Genomic DNA, 16,617 nt, shown 5'->3' on the forward strand with positions numbered 1-16,617 from the left:
CAGCCCGAACCGTCTACACCGAGACCGCGACGCGATGCCCTTCGAGCACCGCGGCATGCGATCGCCGAGGCGTCACCGCATCCCCGATCCGGTGCACCTCGAACGGCAGTGAATCGCTGCCCGACAACGCCTTCCACAATCCGTCCTCGGGTTCCTGATGGATCGCACAAACCACCCAGTCGAACGCGGCTTCGAACTCGGTACCGGTCAAGTGGTTGGCCAACGTCACCGGCACGCCGTCGGCTCCCCCGTCGGCCCCGCTCACCGCGACGTCGGTCCACTGCTCGATGCCGGCGCGGTGCGCGCGCTGCAGCCACCCCTCCATGTCCAGGGTGATCCCGAGGTCCTGGCCGACGATCATCCCCGGAGTGCAGATCGTCACCGCACAACCGCGGGCCGCCAACGTCTCCGCCACCGACGGTCCCTGCTGGAAGCCCAACTCGTCGACCACCAAGACCCGGCCGGCCGGCGCCGCCGCACCCTCGAGCACCTCGCGGGCATGCACCACACGCGGGCACTGCCCCGCCCACCAGGGACGCACCGGACGCGCACCCGTCGCGACCACCACGACGTCCGGTGACTCCCCGAGCAGCGATTCGACCGTCGCCTCGGTGCCCGTCACGACCTGCACGCCGCGGTGCGCACACTCGCGCTCGAGATTCCGCACCAGATCACCCAACTCGCCACGGCCCGCCGCCGACGACGCCACTCTGATCTGCCCGCCCACGACATCCGCCCGCTCGAACAGCGTCACGTGGTGCCCGCGCTCGGCCGCGGTCGCTGCCGCCGACAGACCGGCCGGCCCACCACCGACCACGACCACTCGACGGCGGCGCAACCGCGGCGTCGGGAGCGGCACCGATTCTCTTCCCGCACGCGGATTCTCGACACATCCGAGCCAGCGGCCCAGCCCCATGCGGCCGACGCACTCCTGATTGCACGACAGGCAGGTCCGGATCTCCTCGTCGGCGCCGCGCCGCGCCTTGTCCACGAACTCCGGGTCCGCGATCTGGCCGCGCACCACACCCACCAGGTTGCAGCGACCGTCGGCGAGCGCCCGTTCCGCCTCGGCCGGCTCCTTCAGTCGTCCCACGCCGATCACCGGCAGTCGGACCGCGTCGCGGATCGCCTCGGAGATGTGCAGCGCGTACCCGCGCGGTGTCGCCATGGACGGCTCCACCAGGTGCAGCGTCGCGGTGGCCATCCCCATGGTGGTGTTGACGTAATCGACGGCGCCCGTCGCCTCGACCAGGCGTGCAGTCGCGGCGGCCTCGTCCAGCACGACACCGCCGGCCACCTGCTCGTCGCCCGAGAGACGCACGCCCAGAACTGAATCCGACCCGATCTCCGCGCGTATCGCGGCGATCACCTCGAGCAGGAACCGCGCCCGGTTCTCGATCGGGCCGCCGTAGTTGTCGGTGCGCTGATTCGTTCCCGACGCCAGGAACCCACGGATCAGCGACGACTGCGAGCACTGCAACTCGACGCCGTCGAACCCACCGTCCCGGCAGTGCCGCGCCACCGCCGCGTAGCCGTCGACCAGTTCGGCGATCTCGGCGCGGTCGAGGGCCTTGGGCACCTCGCGGAACAGCGGATCGGGCACGGGGCTCGGCGCCCACAGCGGGCGCCGCGAGTACATCCCCGAACCCTGCCCGCCGTTGTGGTTGAGCTGCGCGAGGATCACCGCGCCGTGACTGTGCACGGCGCGGGTGATCGCTCGATAGCCGTCCACCACCTCGGGCCGGTAGCCGTGAATCACCTTCTCGTACGGCCAGTCCGACGGGTGGACACACTGCTCCTCGGTGATGATCATCCCCACCCCGCCCGCAGCCCGCGCCGCGTAGTACGCGGTGTGCTGCTCGGTCGGCAGGCCGCCGCGCGCGCTGTTGGTCAGGTGCGCGGTGAACACCAACCGGTTCCGCAACACATGCGGCCCGAGGCGGAGCGGGGAGAACAACCGTGGATGACGCATTCGGCTCGGCGTCAGACCTTGGTGTTGCCCTGGTCCAGCGCGACCTGGCTCGCGGTGACCGTCTTGGAGCCGTCACCGGCCAGCCACATCACCGCATCCGTGATGTCGTCGGGATCGGCGATCGGCTTCTCGGTGAGGATCGGAGCGAAGCTCGCGCCGTAGTGCGGGTGCTTCTGCAGGATCACCAGGCTGCCCTGATCGGTACCCATGGGCGTGTTGACACCGTACGGGTGGATCGAGTTGACGCGGATGTTGAACTCGCCCAACTCCTTCGCCGCGGCCTGCGTAAGACCGACCAGACCGAACTTCGACGCCGCGTAGTGTGCCTGCCCCGGCAGACCCTTCATACCGGCCACCGAACTGACCAGGATGATCGAACCACCACGGCCGCCCTCGATCATCGCCGGCACCGCCGCCTTCAGGGTCTTGAACGCGCCCGTGAGATTGATGTCGATCAGGGTCTCCCACTGCTCGTCCGACATCTCCCAGAAGCGGTTCCAGTTGCAGATGCCCGCGTTCGCGATGACGACGTCGAGCCTGCCGAACTGCTCCACACCCGCATCGACAACGGCCTTCAGCGCGGCGCTGTCGCGGACGTCGGCCTCACGGGCGTAGATCTTTGCACCCTCGGCCTCGACGAGGCGGACGGTCTCCGCGAAGTCGTCTGCCGTCGCCGCATCGTAGGTGCTGTCGTCCGTGACGCTCTTGCACACGTCCACCGCGATGATCGCGGCGCCCTCCCGCGCCAAGCGCACCGCGTGCGAGCGGCCCTGGCCGCGCGCCGCACCGGTGATGAAGGCGACCTTGCCGTCGAACTGTCCCACAGTGATCTCCTATCCCGTGACTACCTCGTATTGCGACATGGATATCGCCGCGAGACGTCCCTCGCGGACGGCTTCGAGGACGGTCCGGGGCGCGATGCAGTCGCCCACCCTCGCCACATCCTCGCTGTCGGTCAACTGTTCGTTCGGCAGCGGATGCGAACAGTCCACCATCACCGAGCACGGTACGCCGAAACGTTCACCCGTGAAGCGGTTCTCCAGCAACACTTCTCCGGCCGCCGCCGACACCGGGATTGCGGCGAGATGCACCCCGATCCCGGCGCTGCGCACCCGCCGATTCGCACCCACCAGATCGCCGGTGGGGCCGAGCCGCGATCCGATCAGCTGGTCGGGCGTCGCGATCGCGACGTCGCGGCCGCACCGCGCCGACGACAACGCGACGGACACCGCAACGGGGCCGCCGACCGGATCGAACACGAGCACCGGGCCGGGCGCGAGCACCACCGATCCGGAGAGCACCTCCGAAGCCGTCGTGGCCTGCACTCCCGGTCCCACGGGACACGGTGCCGGACGGGGCCTGCTGCCCGTCGCGAGCACGATCGACGTGTCGGTCGCGGCGTCGAGATCCCCGGCACCCACCTCGAGATCGACACGGACCTCCACGCCGAGCCGACGACACTCCGCCTCGAGCCAGTCCGCGAGCATCGCCAGGCGTCCGCGGCCGGCCGCAGCGGCGGCCGTTCGGAGCATGCCACCGAGCCGATCAGTCTTCTCCGCCAACGTGACCCGGAAGCCGCGCTGCGCGAGCACGCGGGCGGCCTCGAGTCCGGCGGGCCCGCCACCGACCACCAACGCGGGACCCGCGGCGGCGGTCTCGAGCGGCTCCGGATCGACCGTCTCGAACCCTGCCGACGGGTTGCCGATGCACGTCACCACCGGGTTACGCGGATCGCGGACCAGGCACGTCTGGTTGCACAGCACACACGGACGCGGCGACCGCCCCTCCCGCACCCGGGTGACCAGGTCGGGGTCGGCGATCTGCGCACGCGTCATCTCGACGAGGTCGGCGACACCGTCGTCGAGCGCCTGCCGCGCGAGATCGGCGTCGACGACGCTGCCCTGCAGCACCACCGGCACCCGTCCGTCGACGGCGGCGCGGACGTTCCGGCACAGATCGACGATGAAGCCCGGTTCGGTGTGGCCGTCCGGCCGGTAGGACGCCGACGAGTACGGCCCACCGCGCACCACCACGAGCAGGTCCAGCGAATCGGCCAGCGCGCGAGCCTGATCGGCTGCCAGCTCAGGGGTCACGCCGTCCCACGGTGCCTGCTCGTCGCAGCTCAGCCGCAGGGCGAGAATTCGGTCGTCGCCCAGTTCGCTGCGGACGGCCGCGATCACGTCGCGGGTGAGACGCAGCCGATCGGCGCCGTACGCGTCGGCGCGGCGATTGGTCAGGCCCGAATGGAACTGGCGCAGCAGCGACGACGCCCCGGCGTCGATCTCGACGCCGTCGACGTCCGACGCCGCCGCGAGTGCCGCGGCCGCCCGGAATCCCTCGATCACGGCCGCGATCTCGGCGGGTTCCATCTCCATCGGCAGTTCCCGCGAGACCGGATCGGCGAACCTCGACGGCGCCCACAGCGCCGATTGCGACCACGCGCTCGAGCCCTGCAATCCGGTGTGCCCCAGCCCCGCGAGGACCAGAGCGCCGTGTGGACGGCACGCCGCCACCACGTCCCGCCAGCCCGAGCCACAATCCGCTGCCAGCGGCGCGCGCTCGTACGGCCAGTCGCTCGGGTGGACCGACGCGGCCTCGGTGACGATCAGTCCGGCACCACCGCGGGCACGTCGCGCGTAGTACGCGACGTGCCGCGGTGACAGCGTGCGGTCGTCACCGAGGTTCGTCTCGTGCGGACCGAACAGCACCCGGGACGGGGCGGTGCGCCCGGCCAGGGTGAACTGCTCGGTGAGCGTGCTGCGCATCGCGTCAGGTTCGACGCGTGCAGGTCTAGCCGACGCCCAGGTCGCGGCGGAAGCCCTCGGGGACCACCAGGTCGTTCGGGCTCAGGTCGTGAATCGACTTGTGGCCCAAGCCCAGAATCGCCGAGTCGATGCCGCCGCGCAGGATGTCGAGGACGTTCTCGACACCGGCCTGACCGTTCGCCGAGAGGCCCCACAGGTAGGCGCGGCCGATCATGACGGCCCTGGCGCCGAGCGCGAGGGCCTTGACGACGTCGCTGCCGCGGCGGATGCCGCCGTCGAGCAGGACCTCGACCTGGTCGCCGACGGCCTCGGCGATGGCCGGCAGCGCACGGATCGGCGCCGGAGTGCCGTCGAGGTTGTTGCCGCCGTGGTTCGACACCGAGATCGCCGAGACACCGGCGTCCACGGCGCGCTTGGCGTCGTCGACGCGCATGACGCCCTTGAGCATGAAGGGCCCGCCCCACTGCTCACGCAGCCACGCGACGTCCTCCCAGGTGGGAAGGGGCGTGCCCATCCACTGCCCGTACGCGCCGAAGAACGTGGGCGCCGCCTGGCCCGGAGCGGTCAGGTTCGGCGTCGTCAGATCCGGCACCTTGCCCGTCTTGGCGAACTCCCACAGCCACTTCGGGCGGGTGATGCCCTCGGGGGCGAACTGGAACATCGCCTTGAGGTCCATCTTCTCGGGGATGGACGGGCTGCCCCAGTCGCGACCGTTGGAGAAGGACCAGTCCAGGGTGATGATCAGGCCGGTCGCGCCGGCCTTGCGGGCCCGCTCCATGCGCTGCAGGAGGGTGTCCCGGTCGCCCACCCAGTACATCTGGAAGAAGGTCTGCGGGTTGGCGGCCGCCACCTCCTCGACGGACTTGCTGGCGAACGAGCTCAGTCCGATCGCGGTGCCACGCGCCGCGGCGGCGCGGGCGACGGCGACCTCGCCGTCCGGGTGCACTGCCTGCACGCCGGTCGGCGAGATCATCACGGGCATCGAGATGGGCTGCCCCATCACGGTGGTCGACAGATCGCGCTCACCGGACAGGCCGGCAACGTGCGGGGCGAACCCGAGCTCGGAGAAGGCCGCGATGTTGTCGTCGACGGTCAGCCCCTTCTCGGAACCGGCGACCAGTGCCGCGTACACCGACTTGGGCAGGCGCTTCTTCGCCCGCCGTTGCGCCTCGGCGACCGTCTCGAACCACGTGCTCTTGGCCATAACACACTCTTCTTTCGATCAGGGGGTGTGGCCGAATGTCACATGCGTTCAATTGGACTGAACGCATGTGACATTCGGCCATCGGGAACTACATCCCGGCAAGCGGATTTTCGTCGCAGATCTTGGCCGGAGGACGGGTCAACAGGGTGAGCGGCACCGGCGCCTGGGGCGTGCGACGCTCGGCTCGCTTTCCGGTGCGTGAGTGGTCCTGGCTGGACTTGGGCACCGTCCGCTCGGCCTCGAGAGCCGACGCGCCGTAGCCCTGCACGCACTCGGGGTCCGGGCCGTCCATCGGCAGGCCCGTGAAGAACTTGGCTGCCATGCAGCCGCCACGGCACGAGTCGTAGTGGTCGCACTTGCTGCAGGCTCCCCCGGTCTGCGGCGACCGCAGATCCTGGAAGAGCTCGGAGTGCTGCCACACCTGCTGGAAACCGCCGTCCGAGACGATGTTTCCGGCGAGGAACTGGTCGTGGATCGCGAAGGGGCACGCGTAGACGTCGCCGATCGGGTCGATCAGGCACACCACGCGGCCGGCGCCGCACAGGTTCAGGCCCGGCAGTGCGTCACCGTAGGCCGACAGGTGGAAGAACGAGTCACCCGTCAACACGCCCTCGCCGTTGGCGACCAGCCAGTTGTACAGCTCGCGCTGCTGCTCCTGGGTGGGATGCAGGTCGTCCCACACGTCGGCACCGCGGCCGGACGGACGCAGCCGCGTAATACGCAGCGTCGCACCGTACTTGTCCGCGAGCGCCTTGAACTCGTCGAGCTGGCTCACGTTCTCGCGGGTGACGACGACCGAGATCTTGGCGTCCCTGAACCCCGCCTCGGAGAGGTTCTCGAGCGCCCGGACCGCCATCGCGAACGAACCCGGCCCGCGCACAGCGTCGTTCACCTCGGCGGTGGCGCCGTCGAGCGAGATCTGGACGTCGACGTAGTCGCTCGCCGCCAGGCGCTCGGCCACCTTCTTGTCGATCTTGACGCCGTTGGTGGAGAACTTCACGCCCACCTGATGTGCGGTGGCGTAGTCGACGAGCTCCCAGAAGTCCGAGCGCACGGTCGGCTCGCCGCCACCGATGTTGACGTAGAAGACCTGCATGCGCTGCAGCTCGTCGATGATCGACTTGCACTGCTCGGTAGACAACTCGCGTGGGTCCCGCCGCCCCGAGGACGACAGGCAGTGCACGCAGGACAGGTTGCACGCGTAGGTGAGTTCCCACGTGAGGCAGATCGGCGCATCGAGGCCGAGTTCGAATTGGTCGACCAGTCGCCCCACCTGGGGGGCCGGCGGCTCGAGAACTGAGGTCATGGCTGAAATCCTCGAATCAGGCTGAATCCGCGGAACAGAAGGTCTGGAAATTCAGTGATGTCTGGTTGGGTGCAGAACGTGAATGGAAGGTCGCAGATCAGGACGGCACGATCATGTGCGAGTCGGCCAGCGTCTGGAGGGCGCGCAGATACGGCGGTGCCGCATCCTCCTCGACACCGTGGGCCTGGAGCGCTGCCCGGACATTCGGGTGCTCGGGCAGGGCTTCGACGATCGCGACGATGGTCCGGTTCTTCAGGAACGAGAGCTTGCGCGTTCCGAAGTGGTAGAGCAGCGCCCCGAAGGGTTCGGGGCGCAGCGCCACCTGCGGGTGAAGCTTCCACGCCGCGTCGAGATCGATCGTGCCAACCGACGAACTGCTGCCGGCGGCTTGTTCGGACACGATCAGTACACGCCGCACATGCCGTCGATGGAAACCTCTTCGACGAGCGACTCCTCGACGAGCTGGCTCTCGGTGACGTTGTCGCGATCGGACATCGATTCCTCCTCCAAAATCGGACCCCGGAACTGGAGTCAGAGCCCAAAGTGACTGCTTCACTGTGACTCGGTTCACCACTGTAATGGCATCCGGTGCACAATGACTAGTGAAGGAGGTCACAGAGTGCGCACCCGTAGGAACCCGTCGTCGCGAATCGGTCGAAGACCGACGACCACACGCGACCGCATCGCCGCGGTCGGGATCGACCTGTTCGCCGCCCGCGGGTTCGACGACACCAGCGTCGACGACATCGCCGAGGCCGCCGGTATCGCACGTCGTACGTTCTTCCGGTACTTCCCGTCCAAGAACGCGGTCCCGTGGGGCGATTTCGACGCGCACCTGTCCGAGATGCGCACTCTGCTCGCGGAGATACCCGACGACACACCGCTTCTCGACGGCCTGATCTCGGCGCTGTTGGCGTTCAACACGTTTCCACCCGAGGTGGCCGCGGCCCACCGCGAACGGATGCGACTGATCTTCGTGGTCCCGGCCCTGCAGGCGTACTCGGTGGTGATGTACGACGGCTGGCGCCGGGTGATCGCCGAGTACGTCGCACGCCGCATGCGACTCGCTCCCACCGATCAACTCCCCCGCACCGCCGGGTACCTGCTGCTCGGCGTCGCACTCGGGGCCTACGAGACGTGGCTGACGGACGACTCGCTCGACCTGCTCGACCTGCTCGCCGAGGGCAGCCGCATCCTCTACACCAGCCTCAACGACATCGACGCACCTCTGCCGAACGGGACCGCCCACCATGACGCTTGATTCGCTCGCCCCCTGCGCACCCGGCCTGTGGTCACACGACCACGTCACCGTCGAGCGCATCCCGAGCGGCCCCATCACACTCACCCGCACGGGCGACGCCCTGCACGTGCGGCACTCGCTCGGACCCGAGTCGCTCAGCGAACGCCTGGTGGCGGAGGTGACCGCGTCGATCGGCGACGCCGACTTCGGCCAGACCGAGTTCGAACTGACGATGGTGGGACTGGTCCGCTCGACGGTGCCCGACGCCCTCGAGTCGTGGACCGTCTACTACCGCAACTCGCTGGGCGAGCTACTGGACGGCACCGCCGACTTCGCCCCGATCCACGACAAGGCCGCCGAACTGGTCCGCGGCAGCGTGCTCGACCTGGGCTCCTGCTTCGGCTTCCTGCCGCTGCGCCTGGCCGGCGCCGGCGTCCCGGTCACCGCGACCGACATCCTGCCGGGCACGATGACCCTGCTCGACGCCGTCGCACCTGCCCTCGGACTGAACGTCGACACCGTGGTGTGCGACGCCGCGAACGTGCCGGTGCCCGACGACAGCGCCGACACCGTCACCGCGATCCACCTCCTCGAGCACGTCGACCCCGACACCGGGGCCGCCGTCGTCGCCGAGGCGTTGCGGATCGCTCGCGAGCGCGTCGTGGTCGCGGTGCCCTACGAGGACGTGGCGACGGCGTGCCACGGCCATGTGCGTACATTCGACGCCGCCGCCCTGCGGGCGCTCGGGGCCTCGACCGGTCGCCCGTTCGAGGTTTTCGATCATCACGGCGGCTGGCTCGTCCTCGAGGCCTGAGTTCTCGAGCGTCCGATTCGGGCCTCGAGCACGCTCCCGATCAGCGGGAGCCGGAATCGGAGAATTACGATCGCCCCGGTAGCGTCGCTACGCTGCTACGCTGAAACTAGAACACGTTCTAAACGTTCTAGGCTGATCCACGAGAGGACCAGAGTTCGCATGACCACTATCGATGTGCCGCACAGCTCTCGATCCGCGGTGCTCACCGTGTCCGGGGTGATCGAGGAGACCCCCGACGCGCGGTCGCTGGTCTTCGACGTCCCCGCGGACATGAAGAGCAAGTTCCAGTACAAGCCCGGCCAGTTCCTGACGCTGCGCATCCCGAGCGACCAGACCGGTTCCGTCGCCCGCTGCTACTCGCTCGCGAGCTCGCCGTTCACCGACGACGCGCCCAAGGTCACCGTCAAGCGCACCGCCGAGGGCTACGGCTCCAACTGGCTGTGCGACCACGTCTCGGTGGGCGACCAGATCGAGGTGCTGCCCCCGGCCGGCATCTTCACGCCGAAGTCGCTCGACCACGACTTCCTGCTGTTCGGCGCGGGCAGCGGCATCACGCCCGTCATGTCGATCCTCAAGTCGGCGCTGACCGAGGGCAAGGGCAAGGTCGTCCTGGTCTACGCCAACCGCGACGAGAACTCGGTGATCTTCGCCGCCGAGCTGCGCGAGCTGGCCGCCAAGCACTCCGACCGGCTGACGATCATCCACTGGGTCGAGTCGCTGCAGGGCCTGCCCACCGCCGCGCAGTTCGCGTCGCTGGCGGCACCGTTCACGTCGTACGAGGCCTTCATGTGCGGCCCCGGCCCGTTCATGGACACCGTCCACGCGGCGCTCGCCGACGCCGGCATGCAGCGCGCGCAGGTCCACGCGGAGATCTTCAACTCGCTCAGCGGTGACCCGTTCCAGGACGTCGAGCTCGAGGAAGTCACCGCGGAAGAGGCTGCCGACGCCGCGACCGTCGAGATCGAACTGGACGGCGAGACCCACAGCCTGAGCTGGCCGCGCAAGCAGACGCTCGTCGACATCATGCTGTCGAAGGGCCTGGATGTGCCGTACTCCTGCCAGGAGGGCGAGTGCGGCTCGTGCGCCTGCACCGTGCTCGAGGGCGAGGTCTCGATGGAGCACGCCGGCGTCCTCGACGAGGACGACATCGCCAACGGCTACATCCTGGGCTGCCAGGCCAAGCCGGTGAGCGATCACCTCAAGATCGAGTTCTGACACTCGGCATTCGTTTCGTAGCAGGGCCCGACTCCGCCGTCCGGTGGGGTCGGGCCCTGCTGCATGCGCCCATCCCGGGTGTGGCCGAATGTCACACCGGTTCAGTCCAACGGAACGCATGTGACATTCGGCCACACAACCGTGGCTCGAACGGCACAAACCCGTGATCCGAGTGCAATCCGGACAATATTGATCGGCCGGTCAGTCAGCGTGACACTGAAGCCGAGGACACGATCCTCTGTCACTCACTCCCGAGGAGGCGGGTCATGAAGGCATCAACTCGTTGGCAGGATTACGCGGCCGTCATCATCGGCGCGTTCGCTGCGCTGTCACCGCTGTGGCTCTCGACCAACACCGGCGCCCGATGGTCACTGATCGTGCTGGGCGTGCTGGTCGCTCTCGCCGGCCTGGCGCACATGGCCCGGCCCGGCATGGCGGCGGTGGATTACGCCATGGGCGTGCTCGGCGTTCTGCTGTTCATCTCCCCGTGGGTCATGAACTTCCACGCGATGAGCGGGGCAGCATGGACGGCCTGGGTCGTCGGCGCGCTGACCGTGGTGGTCTCCGTCGTCGGAATGCCCGCGATGAGCGCACGCATGCACGGACACGGAGGGCTGGCGGCGCATTGACGGCACGAACGACACGCGAACGCACGACCCACTGACAGCAGGGAACCTCGCCATGCCGCACCGTCGGCGGAGCGCCCGGATCGGCGGGGACGCGCGCGAGAAGATCCTCAACGCCGCCGAGACCCTGATCGCCGACCGCGGCTTCGACGCCACCTCGACAGCCGCGGTCGCCGCGGCCGCCGGGGTCCCGAAGGGCCTCGTCTTCTACTACTTCCCCACCAAACCCGACATCCTCACGGCACTGCTCGCCGAACGGCTCCCCGCCGAACCCCTCGACGACATCACTCCCCTGGTCGCGCCGGGCGATCCGGCGCGGAGTCTGGTGAACCTCGACGACGCACTGAACCTGCGCTACCACGACTCGTCGGTGATGCGGGTGATCATGTGGCGCGAGGCCGAGACCCACCCCGACGTCCGCGACTACCTGCGCCGGTTCCGCTCGTACATGCACGACGTGACCGTCCGGATTCTGCAGGCCAGCGCGGTGTCCCCGGTGCGCCCGGGGACCCTGCGGGCGTGCGCCAACGCGTGGGTCGCCGCGATGTTCTCGGCCGCCAACAACGACCGGATTCGCGACCTCGACGACATCCCACGCCTGCACCACGAGGAACTCGACACCGTCGCGCAGGTCGTGGCCGCCGGGATGGCCCGGCTGGGATGAGGAAGGAGCGCCGGCTCAGCGGGAGGGCGCCGCGAGCAGCAGACGTCCGGCGTCGAAGCCGGCCGCACTGACAGGCAGCTCACCGCGAGTCCCACTCAGTAGGACCTCGACGGTGCCGTTACCGGTCGAATCGCGCCCCAGGGCGTCGATACGCCGCAGGGTCTGCGCCGCGACGGCCTCGGCGCTGTCGAACAGCACGACGCCGTCGGGCAGGTGCGCCGCGATCTCGTCCGCCACCAGCGGGTAATGCGTGCAGCCGAGCACGACGCCCGTCACGTCGCCGGGTGTGTGGGCGGCCGCGGCGGCGATCGCCGCCCCGACCGCCTCGATGTCGCCCCGGTCGATCGCGTCGGCGAGACCGTGGCACGCCACCCCTACGACCGAACTGCCGTTGGCGAACTGCTTCACGAGGTTCGCCTGGTACGCGCTGGCCGTGGTGGCGGCCGTCGCCCAGATGGCGACCGAATCGCACATCGCCGCGGCCGGCTTGATCGCCGGCACCGTGCCGATCACGGGGATCTCCGGCCCCAGGTCGGCGCGCACATGATCAAGCGCCGTCACGCTCGCGGTGTTGCACGGCAGCACCACGACCTCGGCACCGCGGTCGACGGCCCGGCGGGCAGTGTCGACGACACGATCGATCACCCACTGCTCGTCCCGCGGGCCCCACGGCGCCTCCTCCGGGTCGAGGGAGAGCAGCAGGTCGAGGTCCGGACGTAACCGCCGCAACCACGCAGACGTCGGGAGAAGTCCGAGACCCGAGTCGATGAGCGCAACGATCACCCGACAAATCTAGCCCGGCGGCGTCCTACCGGGTCGGGCAGGCGGGTCAGGCGGGGGTGGACTCGAGCAGTTCCGCGATCGGCGCGCCCGCCGCGATCTTGCCGCGCATCTTCATCACCGCGCCGGCCGAACCGAGGCCGACCACCGCCGTCAGCACGCCGTCTCGCGAGTAGTACGCGACGAACTTGCGGCCGTCGTCCTTGATCATGTGGACGTCGTCGTCGGACGACACCGTGCCGAGGGCCTGGATCTTGAGTCCGTACTGGTCGCTCCAGAAGTACGGAACCTGCGCGGGCGCACTCGGGTCGCCCGTGCCGGTGATCGCACCCGCAAGGATCTTCGCCTGGTCGCCAGCGTTGCTCCAGTGCTCGACGCGCTTGTGCCCGCCGGCCTCGTGCCGCCACGCCGCGACATCGCCGACGGCCCACACGTGCGGATCGTTCGTGCGGCCCACCTCGTCGCACAGCACCCCGTTGTCGAGGTCGATGCCCGAGCCCTCGAGCCACCCGGTGACCGGCACCGAGCCGATACCGATCGCGACGACGTCGACCGCCAGTTCGGTGCCGTCAGACAGCACGGCCCCGCTGACCCGCCCGTCGCCGGTCAGCGACGCGAGCCCCACCCCTGCCCGGACGTCGACGCCCTCCTCGGTGTGCAACCGTCCGACGAGCGCGCCGATCTGCTTGCCCAGCACCGACGCCAGCGGCGCCGGCTGCGGCTCGACGAGCACGACGTCGAGTCCCATTCCGCGCATGCTGGCCGCGAGCTCGCAACCGATGAAACCGGCACCGACGACGAGCGCGCGGGCACCCTCGCGCAGGTCGGCGCGCAGCGCGCGGCTCTCGTCGACCGAGCGCAGCACGTGGACGCCGTCGAGGTGCGGCAGGCCCGGGATGCGACGCGGGCTGAGACCGGTGGCGACGACGAGCTCGCCGTACGCGATCTCGCTGCCGTCGGCGAGCAGCAGCGCGCGACGCTCGCGGTCGACCCCGGTCGCGGCGGTTCCCAGGCGCAGCTCGACGCGCTGCTCGTCGTAGAACTCCTGCGGGCGCAGAGTCGTGTCGTCGTTCTCGCCGCGGACGACCTCCTTCGACAGCGGCGGCCGGTCGTACGGCAGGTGCGGCTCGTCACCGACGACGACGAGTTCGCCCTCGTACCCGAACTGTCGCAGCTCCTCCACTGCGCGGACGGCGGCCAGTCCGGCCCCGACGATCACGACCGGACCGACGGTCTTGTCACTACTGGTCATCCCTTGCCAACCCCTCCGTCACCACACCGGACACGTCCTCCGGGCGCCCACACGGGCACACCACAGTTGGAACATGTTCTACCAAATTCGAGGGGTATCGGGTACCTGCCCGTTCGCGCGGGCACCACCGCTGCGCGTCGTACCCCACGCGGTGAGCGCACTCACTACAGTTGGACACGAACCGGGCCGACGCGGGAACGGCACCGGACGAGGAGCGACGATGACCAGTGAGCCGGGTGCAGGTGTTTCGGGCACGGAGGGCGGACGAATCCGATTCGGCGGGTCCACGCCCGAACTGATCGACTCGCAGGGCAGGACGATCATCGCCGACGCGGTCGTCGCGAAGATCGCGGGAATCGCCACGCGGGAGATCAGCGGCGTCTACGACGTCGGCGGCGGCACGGCCCGCGTCGTCGGGGCACTGCGCGATCGCATCCCGGGCGCCCGGGTCAACCACGGTCAGGGTGTCGCGGTCGAGGTCGGCGAGAAGCAGGCCGCGATCGACATCGGCATCGTCGCCGAGTACGGCGTGGCCCTGCACGAACTGGCCGCCGGGATCCGGCGCAACGTCATCGCGGCCGTCGAGAACATGACGGGCCTCGAGGTGACCGAGGTCAACATCACCGTCTTCGACGTCGTCCTGTTCGACGAGAACGAACCGGGCGCCGGCGACACCAAACCGGGCGACACCAAACCGCGAGTCCAGTGACCGAGCCTGCGACGCAATCACTTTCGACGGCCGAACGCGCCGCCGCCGCGGCACTGGCCGTGCCGGGAGTGGCCGGACTGCACGGCGGCGAGTTCGGCACCGTCGCCACCTATCTCCCCGGACGGCGCGTCACCGGCATCCGGATCGACGACGACGCCTGCGCGGTGCACGTGACCGCGCGCTACCCGGCCGACCTGTTCGCGACCGCCGAACGCGTCCGCGCCGTCGTCCGCGAGGTCGTGGACGTGCCGGTGGACGTGACGATCGAGGACGTCATCGAGAACCCAGACAGCACAGCCGACCAGACAGGACCAGGGAAATGACCAGCACGGGCATGGGACTGATCGCGGGACTTCTCCTCGCGCTCGCCGGAATCCTCGGCGGCTTCAGCGGTTTCGTATTCGCGGTACTCCTCGGCGCGGTCGGGATGGCGATCGGTGCCCACCGGGACGGCCACCTCGACCTCGGGGCCCTGCTCCGGTCGCGCGGCCGTGGCTGACCCCGACACCACCACCGCACCGGACGACACGACCGACGAACCGGGCGCGCGTGGACGCCTGATCATCAAGGACCGGGCCATCGCGAAGATCGCCACCACCGCGGCCCTCCAGGTACCCGGCGTCGTGCAGCAGGGCGGCGGGCTCACCCGATTCACCGGCCGCGACCTTCCCCGTGCCGACGTCTCCACCGGCGCCCGATCCGTCGCGGTCAACCTGTACCTCGGCGTGCGTTGGCCGTGCGACGTCGCCGAACTGACCCGGAGGGTGCACCGCGAGGTCGGCGATCAGGTGGAGAACCTCACCGGCATGCCACTGCACCAGCTCGGCGTCCTCGTCGCCGGCACCGACTGTGCGGCGCCGGGCGACCCCGACGAGTGCCCCGCACCGCGGCCCGCACCGGACGTCGTCGCGCCCCGGACCCCGACGGCCGCGCCCGCCGCCGTCCCCGCGGCCGTCGCGATCGCCGTCGGACTGCTGGCACTGGCCGCGGTCGCGGCCCGGGAACTGCTGATCGCCCGCGGGGCGATATCGGGCGCGCCGTGGTTGCGCAACACCTTCGAATGGATCGGCCGCCTGCACTGGGAACAGTGGCTCGTGCCCGTCTCACTGGCCGCGCTCGTTCTCGGCGTCCTGTTCGTGCTGCTCGCGCTGGCACCGCGCACCCGCACGCACGTCCCGGCGCGGATCGGCGCCGACGCCCCGGCCGTGTGGCTGCGACCGGTCGACGTCGCCCGGATGTGCAGCGCGCGGGCCGGGACGGTCGCCGGCGTGCTCTCCGCGCACACGACCGTGGACCGCCGCCGCGCGACCGTCCACGTCGTCGCCGCGCCCGACCGCCCGACGGGCGAGCTACGCGACGTGGTCGCCGACGCTGTCCGAGACTCGCTGACAGTCCTCGACCGGCCGCTCAAGCTACGCGTGCGGGTCCGACGCACCCGGGGCGAATCGTGAAGCGCGGCGCGGCGGCACTCAACCGCCTGCTCGTCCTGATCGTCGGGCTGGCGCTGGCCGCGGCCGGGGCGGGCGCCCTCGCCTGGGATCGCGGCGTCCAGACCGTGCGGGGCGCGGTGTCCCACCTCGACCGTAACCGGGTCGCCGCGGTGCCCGACGAGCCCTGGTGGCACTGGGCACTCGCCGGGACGATCGCCGTCGGCGTGATCCTCGGTGTCGTCGTGCTCGTCGTCGACCTGGCCCGCCGGCGCGCCGCCCCCAGCACGATGCTCGAGACCAGCACCGACACCGCCGTCGCGATCGACCTCGGCCCGATCGCGGACGGGGTCGCCGTCGAACTGGCACGGCTCCCCGGCGTCCGGCGCGCCCGCGGGCGGGCGGTGTCCGACCGCGGGCTGGACACCATCCAGGTCACTCTCGACGCCGACCCGCACTGCGACATCGCCGCGCTCGTCCGGGACGCCGAACGCATCGGCGCGACCACGACGTCGGCGCTCGGGGGGATCGCCGTCGCCGACGTCGCCGTCCGCGTCCTGCTGCACCTCGACCGCGCCGACCACCCGCCTGTCCCGGCACCCGCCGAGCAGACCGCTCCCGCCGACGGTGGAGACTGACCGGG

19 protein-coding genes are annotated in these 16,617 nt (G+C 69.9%); 10 read left to right on the forward strand and 9 right to left on the reverse strand.

Going from position 1 to position 16,617, the window contains the following annotated elements:
- Positions 1-13: 13 nt before the first annotated feature.
- The 7 genes from ACQ5DX_RS17595 to mftA all read right to left on the reverse strand — a co-directional run bounded on the left by ACQ5DX_RS17595 (position 14) and on the right by mftA (position 7,742).
- Positions 14-1,972: a mycofactocin system FadH/OYE family oxidoreductase 2 gene (locus ACQ5DX_RS17595; RefSeq protein WP_430333791.1), complete on the reverse strand. Its 1,959-nt coding sequence runs from the start codon at positions 1,970-1,972 to the stop codon at positions 14-16.
- 11 nt (positions 1,973-1,983) lie between these two features.
- Positions 1,984-2,796 (reverse strand): mycofactocin-coupled SDR family oxidoreductase, encoded by an 813-nt coding sequence (locus ACQ5DX_RS17600; RefSeq protein ID WP_430333792.1) that lies wholly within the window; start codon positions 2,794-2,796, stop codon positions 1,984-1,986.
- A gap of 9 nt (positions 2,797-2,805) precedes the next feature.
- On the reverse strand, positions 2,806-4,737 hold the full coding sequence (locus ACQ5DX_RS17605; RefSeq protein WP_430333793.1) for a mycofactocin system FadH/OYE family oxidoreductase 1: 1,932 nt from the start codon (positions 4,735-4,737) through the stop codon (positions 2,806-2,808).
- A gap of 25 nt (positions 4,738-4,762) precedes the next feature.
- On the reverse strand, positions 4,763-5,941 hold the full coding sequence (mftD, locus tag ACQ5DX_RS17610; RefSeq protein ID WP_430333794.1) for a pre-mycofactocin synthase MftD: 1,179 nt from the start codon (positions 5,939-5,941) through the stop codon (positions 4,763-4,765).
- Between the two features lie 88 nt (positions 5,942-6,029).
- A complete protein-coding gene (gene mftC / locus ACQ5DX_RS17615; RefSeq protein WP_430333795.1) occupies positions 6,030-7,247 on the reverse strand; it encodes a mycofactocin radical SAM maturase in 1,218 nt (405 codons plus the stop codon).
- Between the two features lie 97 nt (positions 7,248-7,344).
- Positions 7,345-7,665: a mycofactocin biosynthesis chaperone MftB gene (gene mftB, locus ACQ5DX_RS17620; protein WP_430333796.1), complete on the reverse strand. Its 321-nt coding sequence runs from the start codon at positions 7,663-7,665 to the stop codon at positions 7,345-7,347.
- Positions 7,650-7,742, reverse strand: coding sequence for a mycofactocin precursor MftA (gene mftA, locus ACQ5DX_RS17625; RefSeq protein WP_107983694.1), 93 nt, complete (start codon positions 7,740-7,742; stop codon positions 7,650-7,652). Before mftA ends, mftB begins: the two co-directional genes overlap by 16 nt.
- A 124-nt stretch (positions 7,743-7,866) precedes the next feature.
- Here mftA and mftR point away from each other — a divergent pair, with 124 nt between their 5' ends.
- From mftR to ACQ5DX_RS17650, 5 genes are all read left to right on the forward strand, one after another.
- Entirely contained in the window at positions 7,867-8,508 is a 642-nt protein-coding gene (mftR, locus tag ACQ5DX_RS17630; RefSeq protein WP_430333797.1) for a mycofactocin system transcriptional regulator, read from the forward strand.
- Positions 8,498-9,301, forward strand: a complete 804-nt coding sequence (mftM, locus tag ACQ5DX_RS17635; RefSeq protein ID WP_430333798.1) for a mycofactocin oligosaccharide methyltransferase MftM — start codon at positions 8,498-8,500, stop codon at positions 9,299-9,301. Before mftR ends, mftM begins: the two co-directional genes overlap by 11 nt.
- Positions 9,302-9,460: 159 nt before the next feature.
- The gene (locus tag ACQ5DX_RS17640) at positions 9,461-10,516 is read left to right on the forward strand and encodes a 2Fe-2S iron-sulfur cluster-binding protein (RefSeq protein ID WP_430333799.1); all 1,056 of its coding nucleotides are present in this window, start codon (positions 9,461-9,463) and stop codon (positions 10,514-10,516) included.
- A gap of 266 nt (positions 10,517-10,782) precedes the next feature.
- Positions 10,783-11,145, forward strand: a complete 363-nt coding sequence (locus ACQ5DX_RS17645) for an SPW repeat domain-containing protein (RefSeq protein ID WP_430333800.1) — start codon at positions 10,783-10,785, stop codon at positions 11,143-11,145.
- 52 nt (positions 11,146-11,197) lie between these two features.
- Positions 11,198-11,806 (forward strand): TetR/AcrR family transcriptional regulator, encoded by a 609-nt coding sequence (locus ACQ5DX_RS17650; protein WP_430333801.1) that lies wholly within the window; start codon positions 11,198-11,200, stop codon positions 11,804-11,806.
- 15 nt (positions 11,807-11,821) lie between these two features.
- Here the strand turns inward: ACQ5DX_RS17650 and ACQ5DX_RS17655 are convergent, their stop codons facing one another.
- Positions 11,822-12,589 (reverse strand): glutamate racemase, encoded by a 768-nt coding sequence (locus tag ACQ5DX_RS17655; protein WP_430333802.1) that lies wholly within the window; start codon positions 12,587-12,589, stop codon positions 11,822-11,824.
- A 46-nt stretch (positions 12,590-12,635) separates the two neighbouring features.
- Positions 12,636-13,838, reverse strand: a complete 1,203-nt coding sequence (locus tag ACQ5DX_RS17660) for an NAD(P)/FAD-dependent oxidoreductase (RefSeq protein WP_430333803.1) — start codon at positions 13,836-13,838, stop codon at positions 12,636-12,638.
- A 220-nt stretch (positions 13,839-14,058) separates the two neighbouring features.
- On the opposite strand from ACQ5DX_RS17660, the gene ACQ5DX_RS17665 reads away from it, so the two are divergent.
- Genes ACQ5DX_RS17665 through ACQ5DX_RS17685 form a run of 5 tightly spaced genes read left to right on the forward strand, consistent with a single transcriptional unit; the run spans position 14,059 to position 16,612 of the window.
- The gene (locus tag ACQ5DX_RS17665) at positions 14,059-14,547 is read left to right on the forward strand and encodes an Asp23/Gls24 family envelope stress response protein (RefSeq protein WP_430333804.1); all 489 of its coding nucleotides are present in this window, start codon (positions 14,059-14,061) and stop codon (positions 14,545-14,547) included.
- Entirely contained in the window at positions 14,544-14,870 is a 327-nt protein-coding gene (locus ACQ5DX_RS17670) for a hypothetical protein (protein ID WP_430333805.1), read from the forward strand. The genes ACQ5DX_RS17665 and ACQ5DX_RS17670 overlap by 4 nt, the downstream gene beginning before the upstream one ends.
- A complete protein-coding gene (locus ACQ5DX_RS17675; RefSeq protein ID WP_127915643.1) occupies positions 14,867-15,046 on the forward strand; it encodes a DUF2273 domain-containing protein in 180 nt (59 codons plus the stop codon). The genes ACQ5DX_RS17670 and ACQ5DX_RS17675 overlap by 4 nt, the downstream gene beginning before the upstream one ends.
- Positions 15,039-15,998, forward strand: coding sequence for a DUF6286 domain-containing Asp23/Gls24 family envelope stress response protein (locus tag ACQ5DX_RS17680; RefSeq protein ID WP_430333806.1), 960 nt, complete (start codon positions 15,039-15,041; stop codon positions 15,996-15,998). The genes ACQ5DX_RS17675 and ACQ5DX_RS17680 overlap by 8 nt, the downstream gene beginning before the upstream one ends.
- Positions 15,995-16,612 carry a hypothetical protein gene (locus ACQ5DX_RS17685; protein WP_430333807.1) on the forward strand — a complete coding sequence of 206 codons (618 nt, stop codon included), beginning with the start codon at positions 15,995-15,997 and terminating at the stop codon, positions 16,610-16,612. Before ACQ5DX_RS17680 ends, ACQ5DX_RS17685 begins: the two co-directional genes overlap by 4 nt.
- The last annotated feature ends 5 nt before the right edge of the window (positions 16,613-16,617 follow it).

The sequence above is a fragment of the Rhodococcus sp. ACT016 genome, assembly GCF_050477185.1.
GTDB lineage: Bacteria > Actinomycetota > Actinomycetes > Mycobacteriales > Mycobacteriaceae > Prescottella.